Genomic DNA, 14,929 nt, shown 5'->3' with positions numbered 1-14,929 from the left:
TACACATTTCCCCTTACTTCGACATTGGAAATATAATACTATGATCCAGTAACATAAATACAAATATTTGGAGGTATTGGAATGATTGCGTCTATGAAAAAGAAATTGGTATTAGCTATGTCGACTTCCGTACTCGCTCTATCATTTGTTATTGCTCCAATCTCCGCATTTGCTAGCACACCGAATCCTGTTGACAGAGCAAAGATTGAAACGCCAGTTGTTACTCCACAACCAGTTGATGATGGCACTGTTACGACAATGGGATTCAAAAAATCAGCCTTTGTATTTGCTCTAAAGCATGGAGGGGAACTGCTCGAAGATTTGTTAGAATATCTAGGTAAAAAAGAGTATGCTGATTATGTGAAAGAAAATCGTTTATCTATCGCGAACTTTATAGAAGAGACTGAACTAGTAGTAGAGAAAAACTTAATTGGATTTTTAATATTCGAATGCAGTATTCCACAAGGTGCAGCGACAGTAATAGCTAAGGCTATTATGTTTATTGCATTTTAAATAATTTACAAGGTGGGAATGGAATGAATGTAGATGAACAGCTTGAGCTTTTGAAATATCAAATCAAGCTCATTAGAACAGTGGTTGCCTCGGATGAACATCCATATTTCATGTTCCTACTTGATCACGATTTTAATGAAAAGCAAACTCGTTCTTTGACTGATGTGTTATACATATTTAACCGCAGGCTAAAAGCACAAACTAGTGCAAGAGACGAACAAATGGAGCATTTTCACAGGGAGAAGATAGAAGATATAAAGGAAAGAAATAAATTCTTTTCAGTTCCTGATGATTTCCTATTGAGTGATTCTCCACCAACATATGATGAGTTCGTATCTCTTGTGAAGTTGATAGCGCCGGCAGATGTTAACCCATCATATCTTTTGAAATCTCTTCAGATGCAAGAGATGTATGTTAATCTATGTGAACATCTGTTAAAACAACAAAATTGAATCGGTAAAAGACACTGCTGGCATAATGCTGGCAGTGTCTTTTTTTGTTCACATATATATTTTTATCAAGCAACGTGTTCAGTTCTTATTTATCTGCAGCTTTGCGGCATGTTCAGCCTACTTCTCTAATCAAATCCTCGTTGTTATTACGTACGTTACCTACTCCCTTTGGTACTTCGTATGCGCGCATCTCTGATGCTTGATACGGCTTCAACAGACCGAGCAACGACTGAACATCATCATTATCTCTTCCAAGCCATTCCGCCTCGTCCTCTGGACGCAGGATAACCGGCATACGATTGTGGATGTCTTCCATCAGTTCATTGGGCTGAGTAGTAATGATGGTGCATGTGCTGAGCTTATTGCCGTCCGGATCCGCCCAGGTATCATAAAGGCCAGCCAATGAAAAGATACTTTCATCCTTCATCAGTATGCGCATCGGCTGTTTGTCTGTCCCTTCTTTCTTCCACTCGTAGAATCCGCTGCATGGGATGATACAACGCTTGGAGCTGATCAGTCGTTTAAAGGCCGGCTTTTCATTTAGTGTCTCAGCTCGAGCGTTAATCATCTTGTTACCGATCTTGTCATCCTTGGCCCAAACGGGTACCAGTCCCCATCGGAGTGAGCCCAGCCTATTGCCGTCTTTGCTCCCTATAATGGTGGGGATGTACTGCATAGGTGCAGCGTTGTAATTAGGCTTGTACTCAAATCCATCTGCAATAGATGCATAGTACCGGTCTAATATAGCTTCAATGGGGTCAGTGATTGTAAATCTACCACACATACAAAACACCTCCTGTATTGTCTTTGCAATATATAATCACACAATAAATTGATCAAACATTGGTTTATGGAGTAATCCTGAAGATTGAAAAATACATTAAAAAATCTCAATCCAATTATATCGTTTTGCCATAAAGGATAGATGCGGTAAGTTATGGGTTAGGAGGTGTGTGATTATCCTAATTATGTAACGAATGTTACATGAATACATGTAAAAATATAGTATTGTTGTTTGTGTAATACATATAAAATACTAGGAGATGATCTTGTGGCTTTGAAAAAAATCTTAACTGCTTCTGTTTTGTCTCTTGCGCTTTTGTCTATATCGGTGCCAGTAATGGCAAGCCAAGCTTCAGATGTAACGATTATGAACAAACAAAAAAGTGTGACCGTTTATCAAGATTACCCATCAAATGCTAATATTCCTTCAACCTATTTTTATACTGATGCCGATCATTATTATGGCACTCTTCAAAGAACGAATATCGTTCAAGTTACTCCATCACAAGTAAGAGCCTATTATTCAGGAATTGTTACACAAGATTCCGGTTTCTAAACTTACTAAAGGAAAACCCGCCAACTACTAAGGTTAGCGGGTTTTTGCTAATCCCAAATAATTCTACGATCTTGATGCACTTCAAACTGGTTACCTACTCTGTTGCCTGCATCTCTATTGTCTGAAGAACTTATGAATTTATTCAATATCTGCTCCATACCTGCCTTCAAGAATAAAATTACATAACATGGTGTAAGCTATTATTACTCTCTCCTATGAGTGCTACTATAAATGTACCTGGTCTGCTCGACTGGTTTTTTTTGTTGTTTATAAAAGAACAAATGTTCGCATATAATGAATTCGAGGTGGTTAACATGTTGACAGATTATCAACGTAAGGTCCTACGGATCTTGTACAACTACAGTGGTGGGCGGCGACGGCTGCCTACAATCCATGAATTGACTGTTAAAACGGGTAAGCATAAGCCAGACGTCATGGCTGCCCTGGACGCTCTTATAGCCTCGGAATACATACATTGGGATGACAAGTCAGATACGGCTAGTATCGTTATTTTGGAAGACTGGGAACGAGAGTCTGAGCTGCCTAAGCTTCCTAAGGCACCGTCGCCGGCGCAGCCAAATGATTTAAGCTATTGGACTGAATACTGAGGAGGAATGCAATGTGTCGAGCAAATTGACGGCTAACGGGATCTTTGAAGGATCTCGCATTATTCTTCCAGAACATCGGGAAGCATACTTAAACGAAATGAAGGAACAAGAGAGACGGGGGAAGCCTGCCTTGGATGAACAGGAAATGCAGCTCATTGAGGAAGCGATCCTGGAATCTTACCAAGAATGCCGCTCTGTTACGTTGACTGTATTTAACCCATTTGATGACGAGATTATGCGGGGCGTTGTGACATCGATCGATAAGCCAAACAGGAGAATTAAACTTGTACGCGCTGATGAGGATTATAGTTGGATCAAGATCGAAGAAATTACTGCGGCAAGCCGATAATTGATAGAGCCCCAAGGGATTACTCCAGGGGCTCAGTTTTTTTCCTTCTATTATATAGGGTTGTTTCGGACATATGATTTGTAATCCATCGGAGCTGTACTGACGGTTCATTTGAAGTTCGGGGACATCCCCCAACTCGTCCCCCAAACGTCCCTCAAGTCATGCAAAGCTATGATTGAATACGAGCTTTTGTTTCTATTGGATTCCATATTTAGCGCTTATATAATGAAAGAAACAATAATATGAAGCCATCGTACATAAATCGTACCCAAGTCCACCAATGGGAACGCGATTAATATATCACGTTGTACTAATAGCTGAATCCCTTGGCGCTCTAGCGCTGAGGGGTTTTTCTTTTTGTGGGCGGGGGATATAAAGAAGCTAGGTAGAATATTATTCTACCTAGCTTTATATATATAGGAGCTCAGTCCTTAATTTCTGATAAATAGTACTCATATAACTCATCAATAGAAGAACTAGAAAGTAAGTGAGTGGCTGCTTCAATTGATTCTCTTTTCCAATCAAACCAGCGCATTTCTTTTAACTTCATGATTTTTTCTTCTGAGAAACGCTTTCTAACTTCTTTTGCAGGATTTCCACCAACTATCGTGTAAGGGGCGACATCTTTTGTTACAATTGAGCCTGCTGCAACAATCGCACCTTCACCAATGGTAACACCAGGCATAATCATGGCATTCATGCCGATCCATGCATCGCTTTCTATAATGGTATCTCCCTTGGGTGAGAATGAACGGCTAATTTGATTAGCGAACGGATAAACCGTGATCCACTCCGCATGGTGATTGTTATTTCCTCCCATAAGAATAACGACGCCGGCTGCGATACATACATAATTACCAATAATTAATCGATCTATTTGCCAACCAAATTCCTCAATCGGGTTGAATAAGCTCCTCGATTTTTCATCTCCCCATAAATATCTCACGCATCCATCTTCAAAAGATGAATGGTTATCGTAATAACCAGAGTAATAGGAGTAATCGCCAACATCAATTAATGGATTGGTTCCAATGTCCTTTAAATACTTAATTTCGGACCAGTGATTAAAGTGGTTTATATTCATTTTAAATTCCTCGCTTCTAAGTTATATTTCTGAGTAACTTAGAAGCGTGATGCGGTAGCCACATTCTTTAGTTTTTTTAGACGACGAATCATCTGAATCATCCTTCCTTAAGATATGAGGGCCATTGTAGCAATGACCTCTTTTTTTGTCAATCCTATTCTCGTAAACATATGCAGTAAGTATCCTGATTCCAAGTATATATCAAGTGTATTTAATGAAGAGAAAATTCAGGAAGAAATAACATAGGCAGAAACCGTGTGCGCTATCGAGAACGATTACTATCTCACGTTGTAGTAGATCAGGGACCGAAACAAAAAGGTAAAGGGAAAGCTGGTATTCGTAGTGTAGATCTTGGCATCTTAGCATTGAGGTTTTAAAGTAGTCAATAAAAAAGAGAATGGTTAATTAAATTACGATCATATCGTTGAAGCGAAAGTTCATATTGATTGTTTACTCTATTTTTACAGTATCTATATGTTGATAGTTTCATATAATTGCGTTATAATTCATTTATGTTTTTAGAAATTAAATTTTGAACAATTAATTGGAGATGTTAATATGGAACAAGAGAAGCAACTGGTTTCCGCACAGCGGACATTTTTTTATACAGGTCAAACCAAGTCTGTAGAGTACCGTATTCGTGCTCTTCAGCAATTAAGACAGGGAATTGAGAAATATCAGCAACGTATTCTTGACGCACTCCGTGCGGATCTAAATAAATCTGAAACAGAGGCTTATGGCTCCGAGATTCGAATTGTGTTGGGTGAACTGGATTTTGCATTGGAACACTTGGAGGAATGGGCAACACCAAAACCTGTGCCTACAAATTCTGCTATACCTGATGGTACAAGCCTAATTTATCCAGAACCTTATGGAGTTGCTCTTATTATTGCACCATGGAACTATCCGTTCCAGCTGGCTTTCGGCCCTCTAATTGGAGTCATTGCTGCGGGTAACTGTGCTATTATTAAGCCGTCTGAATTAACTCCAGCCGTATCACGTCTGACTTATAATTTGATTCATGAGATATTTCCTAGTGAGTACCTGGCAGTTGTGGAAGGAGAAGTCGAGACCAGTACAGCATTGCTGAAAGAAAAGTTTGATTATATTTTCTTTACAGGCAGTACAGGTGTTGGCCGCATTGTTATGAAGGCAGCTGCTGAGCATTTGACTCCAGTTACGTTAGAACTAGGGGGTAAGAGCCCAGTCATAGTTCATCAGGATGCGGATTTGAAGCTGGCGGCTCAGCGCATTGTTCGTGGTAAATTTCTGAATGCTGGGCAAACCTGTGTCGCTCCTGACTATTTGCTTGTACATGAGGATGTACATGACAAATTAGTGGAATTGATCGGTGCAGAAATTCAGGACAAATTTGGAGACGATGTGTTGCAAAATGCTGATTTTCCGCACATTGTCAACGCACGTAACTTTGATCGTTTAGCGGTGTTACTCCAAGATGGCAAAGCAATGATTGGTGGACGATCTGAACGTGATCAGCTGCTCATTGAACCAACAGTACTGGGGGAAGTGGATTGGAAATCCCCAGTGATGCAAGAGGAGATCTTTGGTCCAATCCTTCCTGTGTTTAAGTATACTGATCTTAACCCGATGCTAGATGAGATTGTTCGCCGTCCAAAACCACTGGCATTATACCTCTTCACGCAAAATGATAATCTGCAGAATCAGGTTCTGAATCAAGTTTCTTTTGGTGGTGGTTGTATTAATGACACATTGTCTCATATGACATCACATTATCTTCCGTTCGGCGGCGTAGGAGAAAGTGGAATGGGTTCTTACCATGGTCATCAGAGTTTTGATGTGTTCTCTCATCATAAGAGCATTCTTAGACGCAGCGAATAGTCGTTAACGTAGAATAATATAAGTAATATGTAGAAAAAAGAGGTTGTCCCGGAACGGGACAACCTCTTTAAGTATCTTATTGTGAAACATCTGAACAACATCAATACATATTAATGAATATCACGGAAAAGGCCAATGACTTTGCCGAGGATGCTAACGTGTTTCAAACGCAACGGTTCAAAAGTCGAATTTTCCGGTTGAAGACGAATATGATCTTTTTCTTTGTAGAACGTTTTTACCGTTGCTTCATCGTCTTCAGTCATGGCTACTACGATGTCGCCGTTATCCGCAGTTTGCTGCTGACGTACAATAACATAGTCTCCGTTAACAATGCCTGCTTCAACCATACTGTCACCCACGACCGAAAGCATAAATACTTTCTGATCGCCTACATAATGCGTAGGAAGAGGGAAGTAATCTTCGATATTTTCTGTTGCTGTGATTGGAACCCCTGCAGTAACTTTACCCACGACTGGAATGCGAGCAACGCTGTGAGCAAACTGATGTGAATGCTCTGACTCTTCCTGGCTGAGAAGTTCAATGGCTCTTGGTTTGGTTGGGTCGCGTCTAATCAGACCTTTCTTCTCCAAACGATCCAGATGTCCATGTACTGTAGAGCTGGAAGCCAACCCAACGGCCTCACCAATTTCGCGTACGGAAGGAGGATACCCCTTCAACCGGACTTCATTGCGTATAAACTCCAGAATAGCCTGTTGCCTGCTGGATATCTTCGACATACCGTATCAACCCCATTTTAGTAACGTTTGGGAAAATTATAACATAGAACCTCCGTTCGTACAAACATAAGTTCTAAATAAAATGCCATAAAATCAATGTTTTTTTGCAAATTAAGATGAAAAATTTCTTTTAGTCTAATCAAATACTGCAAATGACAGTTCCCATACAATAGAAGAAAGATAATGGAATGTAGGATGTTACAAAAAAAAAGCGAACAATTGTTCTAAAAAGTTATTGTACAAAACAAGTGTTCGTGTTATATTGATTTCAACGGATAGGAACAAACGTTTGGAGGTCGATATTTAATGAGATATTCTACTTATCAAAGCATTTACGAACCGGTGCATTCAGAAGTGGTTGAAACGAACATAAGGAATTTTAAGAAGGTTTTTGCAAAAGGTAACGTCCCAACATGGGTCTTGAAATTAATAATCGTAAGCTTAATTATACTGGTTGGATGCAGTACAGTATTGACAGTGTTTGCTGGTAATGAAAATGATCTGTTGCCTGGCGGGAAGATAGCAGTTTCACAAGGAGATACACTATGGAGTATATCATTGAATCACAAACCGGAAACAATGGATACACGTATATATATAGAAGCAATTAAGAAAGTCAATCAACTTGGATCAACTTCAATACAAGTGGGGCAAGTCTTAATACTGCCTCAATTCACACAATAAAACTGCATATTCACACGCATTAATGCGTGTCAGCTTGACAAGCTGCCCTTATCATGTCAAAGTTAATATGACTTTGTATTTTTGGAGGGGACAAGCTTGGATATAGATAGTCTGGTAGCACGTATTAATGAATTGGCTCGCAAGCAAAAATCTACTGGATTGACAGAGGAAGAGCTCGCTGAACGTGCCAAGCTTAGAGAAATCTATTTGAATAACATTCGAAGCAATTTCAGACAACAACTGGATTCGATTGAAATCGTAGATGATGAGAACGATCAAGGCCACCAAGGCAAACTCAAACATTAAGGAAACCTAATGATATCATTATGATATTTAGGTTTCTTCCTGTTATCTAGAGGTTGCAAATTATAGGGGGAAATGTTGGTTTACTGTTATGTAAGCCGATACAAAGAACATCTAAGGGGGATTCTCATGTCGCGTTCGTTCGAGAGAACGGTTCGGAAAAATTCTAAGCAGTTGAATCAGCAACGTAAAAAAAGCGGTCAACCGATTTCAGGCACACCAGGTGAGGAAGTATTTAAAGGACGCAGCCTTCTGTTTCCTATTTTTCTGATCGGACTAGCATTCCTGTACCTCTTTATGAGTACATTTCTTGTCAAAGCTCCGATGACCACCTGGGACTGGGTGACCATGTTGCTGTATGTATTTTTGGCAGTCATCTTCATGCTCCGTCGTCCTTATGTCAAAATAGGAAGTAACCGGATTTTGACGACAAAAGGGAACCGTGAGCGTTCAATTGGAGTCGACGATATCGTGAAATTCAGATTTGAGCCAGGCACGGTTGTGATTGAGCATAATGCACGAGGTAAGAGATGGGTATTTACCAAACTACTCAATCGTTATGATACCGATGCAATCACTGAGCGTCTTCTGAAATTCGCCAAAGCACATCAAATCACCGTGGAAACATACGAGAAAAAGTAATTTTGCATAAAGGGGAAGATGACCGAAATGGCGTTAAAAGCGATTTTGTTCGACCTGGATGATACTTTGCTGTGGGATGAGCGCAGTGTTCGAGAAGCCTTTCATGAGACTTGCCTGATCGCTGCTCAAGAGACTGGTGTTAAACCCGAAGAACTTGAAGAAGCTGTTCGTAATGAGGCACGTAATCTGTATGAGTCTTATGAAACTTTTTCGTTTACCAAAATGATTGGGATTAACCCGTTTGAAGGTCTTTGGGCTAACTTCACGGGTGGGGATCAGCCGGAATTTCGCCAGTTGGAGCAGCTTGCACCTGCATATCGTAAAGAGTCATGGCGTCGTGGCTTGTTAAAGCTGGGTGTTGATCGTGAAGATCTGGCGGAACAACTCGCCTCACAATTTGGGGCAGAGCGGAGATCAAGACCCCATGTCTATGAAGAAACGATGGAAACGTTGAGTCATCTACAAGGGAAGTTCAAGCTTTTGCTTTTAACCAACGGCTGTCCTGCTTTACAACAAGAGAAGCTTGATGGCGTTCCTGAATTGGCTCCTTTTTTTGACGAAATTATTATCTCGGGTACATTCGGTAAAGGAAAACCTGATCCTTCGATCTTCGAGCACGCATTGAGTAAGCTGGGAGTGCAACCTGAGGAGAGTTTAATGGTTGGAGATAAGCTTACGACTGATATTCGTGGAGCGTTGTCTGCAGGTATTCAATCTGTTTGGATTAACCGTGAGAACAAAGAGAATACCGAATCGTATGTGCCTGACCATCAAATCAAGCATTTATCCGAATTGGAACGAATCATTGCTGAATTCTCAATTAGTGCATCATAAATCGTTTTTTTCTTGTACTGCTCAAACATTGTTAGGTTTTATGAGATGTATTTTATCCATAAAACCTAACAATGTTTTTTTGTTTTGGGACAGCTTGAACTGAACCGTAATTACGAAATATAAAATTTTTTATTAAAAGTTATTGATATTATAGAACTGCTGATTTAGAATATAACTAACATACTAGTACAACTAGTATGCGAAGAAATGCAGCGGATATCTGTTGACTTACTCGAATGAAGTGAAACAGGAGTTATTCGCTCTAATTTTGCTTTCTATTGTAAGCGCTTTAAATAATTAAAGAAAGCCACTTAATTCAGTAAAAACAACAGGTAGTGGTTAGTAACAAAATGATGGTAAGCATCTTAACCGATATGTATCTCTAGTGATTGCCAGAATTGATACCGCTTACATTATTGATTTTGTAGTGGGGGTGAAGTTCATCTAAATACTTGTCTTCTACAAAAGGAAGATATGATAAGACTTGCCGAAAACGCTTTTAGTTTATCAAGCTAAGGATCGGAGTGAAATAACATATGGAGTCGGAAACCGCTAAAACTACACTAACGATGACATCTTTACGAAAAGAAAGCAGGTTAAGAACGGCTGCAGCTCTGCTTCGCAAAGATTGGCAGCTGTACTCGCTGTTAATTCTTCCAATTATCTATCTTATTATTTTCAAATACGGGCCAATGCTTGGTAATGTAATCGCCTTTAGACGATTTGTACCGGGAGGCAGTATTTTTGGAGAGACATGGGTTGGATTCAGGTATTTTCAGATGTTCATTCAAGATCCAACCTTTTGGAAAGTATTTGGAAACACACTTATGCTCGGTGGACTTGCGTTACTTTTCACCTTCCCAGTTCCGATCATTTTTGCATTGCTGCTGAATGAGGTGAAAAGCAAACGCTTCAAAAAGTTTGTGCAGACCGCATCGTATCTTCCGCACTTCTTGTCCATCGTCATCGTTGCCGGAATGATTCTGCAATTAACGGCAGTTAATGGCTCAATTAACGGAATGGTATCATTTTTTACCGGAGACAGCATTCCTTTCATGCAGCGAGCGGAATGGTTCAGAACAATCTATATCACCTCTGAGGTTTGGCAAGGTATGGGGTGGGGAGCCATTCTATATTTGGCTGCGTTGACAACCATTGATGATTCTTTGTATGAGGCTGCGCGGATCGATGGTGCAAACCGTTGGAAGCAAACCCTCCATATAACCATACCCGGTATTCTCCCAACGATTGTTACATTGCTGATTTTGAACATGGGTAATTTCCTTGCGGTTGGATTTGAGAAAATCTTACTCCTTTACAATCCGCTGATCTACGAGACATCTGACGTGATTTCTACTTATCTGTACCGGGTAGGTTTGCAGTCGAGCAATTTCAGCTATGCTACCGCCATTGGGTTGTTCGAATCCATTATTGGGCTGATCCTGGTATTCTCGGTTAATGCAATTTCACGCAGACTGACACAACGAAGCTTGTGGTAAAGGAGGAGCAATATGCTGGAGTCAAAATCATACAAAGTATTTAAAGTGTTCAATGCCATCTTTTTGCTGCTTGTGGTGTTCATCACGCTCTATCCGTTTCTGAATGTTGTGGCCCAATCTTTCAGTAGCGAGGCTTATATTAATTCAGGCAAGGTGAGCATTATCCCAAGAGGATTTAATGTTGAAACCTACAAGACGATCTCTCGTGACAGCATGTTCTGGACCAACTATAAAAACACAATTATATATACGGTTGTAGGTACTTTAATTTCCATGTTCATGACGACGATTTTCGCTTATGCCTTATCCAAGAAAAGATTAATGGGACGAAAGTTTTTGACGATGTTTGCAGTTTTCACGATGTTTTTCAGTGGCGGCTTGATTCCTAACTATGTCCTGATTAACTCTCTAGGTTTCAATAATACGATGTGGGCTTTGGTTGTGCCTGGTGCAATCAGCATTTATAACATGTTAATTATGAAATCATTTTTCGAAAACATGCCTGAGGAGCTTGAGGAAGCGGCAGCAATCGACGGTTTGAATACGTACGGCATTTTGTTGCGGATCATTCTACCGCTGAGTAAAGCTGTCATGGCAACGATGGTTCTGTTTTACGCTGTAGGACACTGGAATTCATGGTTTCCCGCATTTCTGTATCTCGACAAAAAGGAACTGTTCCCAGTAACAATCTACTTGCGTAATATGATCGCCGGCGCGACTGGTGGGGCTTCCGCGGGAGCATCTGCAGATAATTTGACTCAAATCGCTGCGAATATTAAGTCGGTGACCATGGTACTTACCATTCTTCCTATTCTGACCATCTATCCTTTCGTCCAAAGATATTTTGTAACCGGTATCATGTTGGGATCTGTTAAACAGTAAAACAGTAATCCTAAAACGATATAGTTCAACATCTTGATTGTAAGGCCAATCTAAACCACATGCAGGGGGAGAATTGAATGAAACAGAGACCACGTAAGCTGGTAGGCAAGATGGTATTGGCAACAATGATGAGTGTCGTTCTGGCAGCATGTAGCAGCGGAGCTGGTGGAGACAAAGTCGAACCAGAATCCAAGGGAGCCATGGAATCCTATGGTGTAGGGCAGACCTTTAAAGCCACTGAACCGTTTAATCTATCTATTCTGTACAGTGACCAGCCTGCATACCCGTACAAGAAAGATTGGCTCCTGTTCCAAAAAATCTCGGAAAAAACCGGAGTTACGCTTGATCCTACCATCGTACCGATGAGTGACTATCCCCAGAAAAGATCTCTTTTGATCAGCTCTGGAGATGCTCCACTGGTTATTCCGAAAACCTATCCAGGTGAAGAAGCGGCTTTTGTATCCTCGGGTGCGATTTTGCCAGTGAGTGACTATGTTGATTTGATGCCTAATTTCAAGGATAAAATAGAGAAATGGGGACTTGAGGATGAGCTGGAGGGCCTTCGACAAGAAGATGGGAAATATTATGTACTTCCAGGTTTACACGAAGAGGTATGGCCAGACTATACGCTTATTGTGAGAACTGATATTTTTGAGAAAAATAACATTGCCATTCCGAAGACATGGGATGAATTGTATGAGGCTGCCAAAAAGCTGAAAGAAATTTATCCGGATTCCATTCCATTCTCTGATCGATTCAAGTTCAATAGTACGCTGGGTATTGCAGCTATTGGTTTTGGGACAAAAGCTGGATGGGGATTCGGTAATGGTCTGACATATCAGGCAGACAAGGATGAATTTGTATACACGGCTACAACACCGGAATATAAAGATATGTTAACTTACTTCAACAAGCTTGTATCGGAAGGACTTCTGGATAAGGAAAGCTTCACGCAAGACGATGATCAGGCTACACAAAAATTCGTTTCTGGTAAATCATTCATGATCAATGGTAACTCACAAACGTTAGTACTGCACCGTAATGACATGAATAAAACATTGGGAGAAGGGAATTTCTCCATCGCCAAAATTACGGTCCCTGGTGGTCCAAAAGGCCAACTGATGTCTGGCTCCAGACTTGAAAACGGTGTCATGATTTCCGGGAAAATTAAAGACAGCGAAAACTTTAAAGCAACCATGCAATTTATTGACTGGTTATATTATAGTGATGAAGGTCAGGAATTTGCTAAATGGGGTGTTGAAGGCGAAACCTTCACCAAAAAGGACGGCGTTCGTAAACTGGCAGAAGACGTGAATTATAACGGATTGAATCCGAAGGGCACGAAAGATTTGCGTATAGATTACGGCTTCTCTGGTGGTGTGTTTGCATATGGAGGCACGACAGATTTGCTGCAATCCATGTTTAGTGAGGAAGAACTGAAATTCCAACAAGACATGAAAGATACAAAAGAAGTGATTCCTGCAGAGCCACCAATTCCTTACTCGGATATCGATCGTGAACAAGTCACGCTGCTCAGTACACCACTCAAGGATTTTTCGGATCAAAATACACTTAAATTCATTTTGGGAGAACGCAAACTTACCGAGTTTGATGCATTTGTAAAAGAATTGGAAAGCCAAGGATTGTCTCAATATTTGCAGCTTGCCAACGACACGTATAAGAAGTACAAAGAAAACAAGCAACAGTAGTTCTGAATTGAAATTTGCCCATTGCCGTTTCACTGAGGGAATTTTAGTGGAGCGGCAAATTGTGCTAAGATGGATGAATACGGCTGAGAGGAAGAGGTTACGGAATGTCACTTAATCAAAAGATTAGAGGTTCGACCCGGGATTATTCATACAATCTGATAAAGGAACGAATTCTGCACCTTGAACTTGAGCCTGGTACCAAGATTTCCGAGAAGGAAATTGCCGATGAATTGCAAGTAAGCAGAACGCCAGTACGTGAAGCATTCATGAAGCTTGCCGAAGAAGAATTACTGGATATCATTCCACAGAGTGGAACCATCGTGTCCCATATTAATCTGGAGCATGTTGAAGAAGGCAGGTTTATGAGAGAGAAGATGGAGAAGGAAATTGTTACTCTGGCTTGTACTTCTTTTCCGGAAGAATTCAGATTCAGACTTGAAACCAATATTGCCATGCAGGAAGTATGTATAGGAAAAAATAACTTCTATCGGCTTTTTGAACTGGATGAAGAGTTTCATCAAATATTGTTTCAAGGCACAGGAAAAATGAGAAGTTGGAAAATGCTGCAGCAGCTCAATATTCCCTTTAATCGCCTTCGTTTGTTACGCCTGTCTGAAGATTCCGATGCAGAGGTTATTATTTCACAACACAAAGAAATATACCGACTCATCACGGAACGTGAAACCGAGCGAGCTGTTAAGGTTATGGAAGCTCATCTCAGACTCGTTGTTGTTGAACAAGAGAAGATGAAGGCCAAATATCCGCATTATTTTATATAAAACATCAAATGTTGTATACTTTCTCCATATGCAGAAACCCCTGTTCGAAATGAACAGGGGTTTGTTGAGCAAATGATAGAATTTGCTAATTAGGCTTGTTTGATAAACGTTGGATCAGGGTACGGATCTGCGATCCAGCCATCTTTTTCAATGAACAGCCGCACGGCAATGATTTGTTTATTCTCCATCAATGTGAAGAAGTGTGGGGTGTTCTCAGGTACCGAGATAACGTCTCCAGGAGACAATTCTACATTAAAGTAACCTACATCATCTGTAGCTTTGATGACAAAGATTCCTTTGCCGGCTACAATTGCACGGATTTCATCTTCAGCATGAGTGTGAATCTCTTCAAATTTGGCAAGCTTCTCTTCAATATCTGGTGTTTGTTCTGATAACGTTATTACATCCCAGATTTGGTATCCGCGACGTGCAGCCAAGTCTCTGATTTCATAGTCATATGTTTTTAGGACTTCTTCTTTTTGTTCATCTGTGAGTCCAAAGTTGTTTTGCAGATCAGTGTTTAATTTTGACGCGTCCCATTTTTCAAATAAAACATCATATTTGTTTAAGAAATTTCGAACATTTTCGTCTCCAGTGATACGTTCGTTCGTATTTCGGATTACAATTTCAGCCATGTTCTTTCCCTCTTTTCCAC

18 protein-coding genes are annotated in these 14,929 nt (G+C 40.4%); 14 read left to right on the top strand and 4 right to left on the bottom strand.

Translation table 11 applies throughout. The features are described 5' to 3' along the window. Positions 1-81: 81 nt before the first annotated feature. Both BMY78_RS14770 and BMY78_RS14765 read left to right on the top strand, forming a co-directional pair. Positions 82-513 (top strand): hypothetical protein, encoded by a 432-nt coding sequence (locus BMY78_RS14770; RefSeq protein ID WP_090899958.1) that lies wholly within the window; start codon positions 82-84, stop codon positions 511-513. A 23-nt stretch (positions 514-536) separates the two neighbouring features. Beyond that, positions 537-965, top strand: coding sequence for a hypothetical protein (locus tag BMY78_RS14765; protein ID WP_090899955.1), 429 nt, complete (start codon positions 537-539; stop codon positions 963-965). Between the two features lie 112 nt (positions 966-1,077). On the opposite strand, the gene BMY78_RS14760 is transcribed toward BMY78_RS14765, so the two are convergent. Continuing rightward, positions 1,078-1,749, bottom strand: coding sequence for an SOS response-associated peptidase (locus BMY78_RS14760; RefSeq protein WP_090899952.1), 672 nt, complete (start codon positions 1,747-1,749; stop codon positions 1,078-1,080). Between the two features lie 267 nt (positions 1,750-2,016). Here BMY78_RS14760 and BMY78_RS14755 point away from each other — a divergent pair, with 267 nt between their 5' ends. The 3 genes from BMY78_RS14755 (at position 2,017) to BMY78_RS14745 (ending at position 3,261) form a co-directional block, all read left to right on the top strand. After that, positions 2,017-2,304, top strand: coding sequence for a hypothetical protein (locus tag BMY78_RS14755; RefSeq protein WP_090899949.1), 288 nt, complete (start codon positions 2,017-2,019; stop codon positions 2,302-2,304). 350 nt (positions 2,305-2,654) lie between these two features. Continuing rightward, positions 2,655-2,912, top strand: coding sequence for a hypothetical protein (locus BMY78_RS14750; RefSeq protein ID WP_143067036.1), 258 nt, complete (start codon positions 2,655-2,657; stop codon positions 2,910-2,912). 13 nt (positions 2,913-2,925) lie between these two features. After that, complete coding sequence (locus BMY78_RS14745; protein WP_090899944.1) at positions 2,926-3,261, top strand: YolD-like family protein; 336 nt, start codon at positions 2,926-2,928, stop codon at positions 3,259-3,261. Between the two features lie 424 nt (positions 3,262-3,685). On the opposite strand, the gene BMY78_RS14740 is transcribed toward BMY78_RS14745, so the two are convergent. Next, positions 3,686-4,345, bottom strand: a complete 660-nt coding sequence (locus BMY78_RS14740; protein WP_090899942.1) for a CatB-related O-acetyltransferase — start codon at positions 4,343-4,345, stop codon at positions 3,686-3,688. Between the two features lie 558 nt (positions 4,346-4,903). On the opposite strand from BMY78_RS14740, the gene BMY78_RS14735 reads away from it, so the two are divergent. Continuing rightward, positions 4,904-6,205: an aldehyde dehydrogenase gene (locus tag BMY78_RS14735; RefSeq protein WP_090899940.1), complete on the top strand. Its 1,302-nt coding sequence runs from the start codon at positions 4,904-4,906 to the stop codon at positions 6,203-6,205. 110 nt (positions 6,206-6,315) lie between these two features. Here BMY78_RS14735 and lexA read toward each other — a convergent pair whose 3' ends face one another. Continuing rightward, positions 6,316-6,942, bottom strand: a complete 627-nt coding sequence (gene lexA / locus BMY78_RS14730; protein WP_090899937.1) for a transcriptional repressor LexA — start codon at positions 6,940-6,942, stop codon at positions 6,316-6,318. 306 nt (positions 6,943-7,248) lie between these two features. Here lexA and BMY78_RS14725 point away from each other — a divergent pair, with 306 nt between their 5' ends. From BMY78_RS14725 to BMY78_RS14690, 8 genes are all read left to right on the top strand, one after another. Next, positions 7,249-7,626, top strand: a complete 378-nt coding sequence (locus BMY78_RS14725) for a LysM peptidoglycan-binding domain-containing protein (RefSeq protein ID WP_090899935.1) — start codon at positions 7,249-7,251, stop codon at positions 7,624-7,626. A 96-nt stretch (positions 7,627-7,722) separates the two neighbouring features. Beyond that, positions 7,723-7,932 (top strand): DUF896 domain-containing protein, encoded by a 210-nt coding sequence (locus BMY78_RS14720; RefSeq protein ID WP_062325454.1) that lies wholly within the window; start codon positions 7,723-7,725, stop codon positions 7,930-7,932. A gap of 126 nt (positions 7,933-8,058) precedes the next feature. After that, positions 8,059-8,571: a hypothetical protein gene (locus BMY78_RS14715; RefSeq protein ID WP_090899932.1), complete on the top strand. Its 513-nt coding sequence runs from the start codon at positions 8,059-8,061 to the stop codon at positions 8,569-8,571. Between the two features lie 27 nt (positions 8,572-8,598). After that, the gene (locus BMY78_RS14710) at positions 8,599-9,405 is read left to right on the top strand and encodes an HAD family hydrolase (RefSeq protein WP_090899929.1); all 807 of its coding nucleotides are present in this window, start codon (positions 8,599-8,601) and stop codon (positions 9,403-9,405) included. Between the two features lie 569 nt (positions 9,406-9,974). Further along, positions 9,975-10,904 (top strand): ABC transporter permease, encoded by a 930-nt coding sequence (locus BMY78_RS14705; protein ID WP_371129169.1) that lies wholly within the window; start codon positions 9,975-9,977, stop codon positions 10,902-10,904. Between the two features lie 12 nt (positions 10,905-10,916). After that, on the top strand, positions 10,917-11,786 hold the full coding sequence (locus BMY78_RS14700; protein ID WP_062325447.1) for a carbohydrate ABC transporter permease: 870 nt from the start codon (positions 10,917-10,919) through the stop codon (positions 11,784-11,786). A 77-nt stretch (positions 11,787-11,863) separates the two neighbouring features. Next, positions 11,864-13,495, top strand: a complete 1,632-nt coding sequence (locus BMY78_RS14695) for an ABC transporter substrate-binding protein (protein WP_090899926.1) — start codon at positions 11,864-11,866, stop codon at positions 13,493-13,495. Between the two features lie 104 nt (positions 13,496-13,599). Then, complete coding sequence (locus tag BMY78_RS14690) at positions 13,600-14,274, top strand: GntR family transcriptional regulator (protein ID WP_090899923.1); 675 nt, start codon at positions 13,600-13,602, stop codon at positions 14,272-14,274. 89 nt (positions 14,275-14,363) lie between these two features. Here the strand turns inward: BMY78_RS14690 and BMY78_RS14685 are convergent, their stop codons facing one another. Next, on the bottom strand, positions 14,364-14,909 hold the full coding sequence (locus BMY78_RS14685; RefSeq protein ID WP_090899920.1) for a cupin domain-containing protein: 546 nt from the start codon (positions 14,907-14,909) through the stop codon (positions 14,364-14,366). Positions 14,910-14,929 lie beyond the last annotated feature (20 nt).

This window comes from Paenibacillus sp. OK076 (assembly GCF_900110055.1).
Classification (GTDB): Bacteria; Bacillota; Bacilli; order Paenibacillales; family Paenibacillaceae; genus Paenibacillus.
Note: the sequence above shows the minus strand (reverse complement) of the source record. Positions and strands in the feature narration are given on the sequence as shown.

What these genes read in the sequence shown, in the direction of transcription:
- BMY78_RS14770 (WP_090899958.1), top strand. Translation starts at nt 82, where the DNA reads ATGATTGCGTCTATGAAAAAGAAATTGGTATTAGCTATGTCGACTTCC.
- BMY78_RS14705 (WP_371129169.1), top strand. Translation starts at nt 9,975, where the DNA reads ATGACATCTTTACGAAAAGAAAGCAGGTTAAGAACGGCTGCAGCTCTG.
- BMY78_RS14760 (WP_090899952.1), bottom strand. Translation starts at nt 1,749, where the DNA reads ATGTGTGGTAGATTTACAATCACTGACCCCATTGAAGCTATATTAGAC.
- BMY78_RS14740 (WP_090899942.1), bottom strand. Translation starts at nt 4,345, where the DNA reads ATGAATATAAACCACTTTAATCACTGGTCCGAAATTAAGTATTTAAAG.
- BMY78_RS14685 (WP_090899920.1), bottom strand. Translation starts at nt 14,909, where the DNA reads ATGGCTGAAATTGTAATCCGAAATACGAACGAACGTATCACTGGAGAC.
- BMY78_RS14735 (WP_090899940.1), top strand. Translation starts at nt 4,904, where the DNA reads ATGGAACAAGAGAAGCAACTGGTTTCCGCACAGCGGACATTTTTTTAT.
- BMY78_RS14765 (WP_090899955.1), top strand. Translation starts at nt 537, where the DNA reads ATGAATGTAGATGAACAGCTTGAGCTTTTGAAATATCAAATCAAGCTC.
- lexA (WP_090899937.1), bottom strand. Translation starts at nt 6,942, where the DNA reads ATGTCGAAGATATCCAGCAGGCAACAGGCTATTCTGGAGTTTATACGC.
- BMY78_RS14715 (WP_090899932.1), top strand. Translation starts at nt 8,059, where the DNA reads ATGTCGCGTTCGTTCGAGAGAACGGTTCGGAAAAATTCTAAGCAGTTG.
- BMY78_RS14700 (WP_062325447.1), top strand. Translation starts at nt 10,917, where the DNA reads ATGCTGGAGTCAAAATCATACAAAGTATTTAAAGTGTTCAATGCCATC.
- BMY78_RS14725 (WP_090899935.1), top strand. Translation starts at nt 7,249, where the DNA reads ATGAGATATTCTACTTATCAAAGCATTTACGAACCGGTGCATTCAGAA.
- BMY78_RS14695 (WP_090899926.1), top strand. Translation starts at nt 11,864, where the DNA reads ATGAAACAGAGACCACGTAAGCTGGTAGGCAAGATGGTATTGGCAACA.
- BMY78_RS14710 (WP_090899929.1), top strand. Translation starts at nt 8,599, where the DNA reads ATGGCGTTAAAAGCGATTTTGTTCGACCTGGATGATACTTTGCTGTGG.
- BMY78_RS14690 (WP_090899923.1), top strand. Translation starts at nt 13,600, where the DNA reads ATGTCACTTAATCAAAAGATTAGAGGTTCGACCCGGGATTATTCATAC.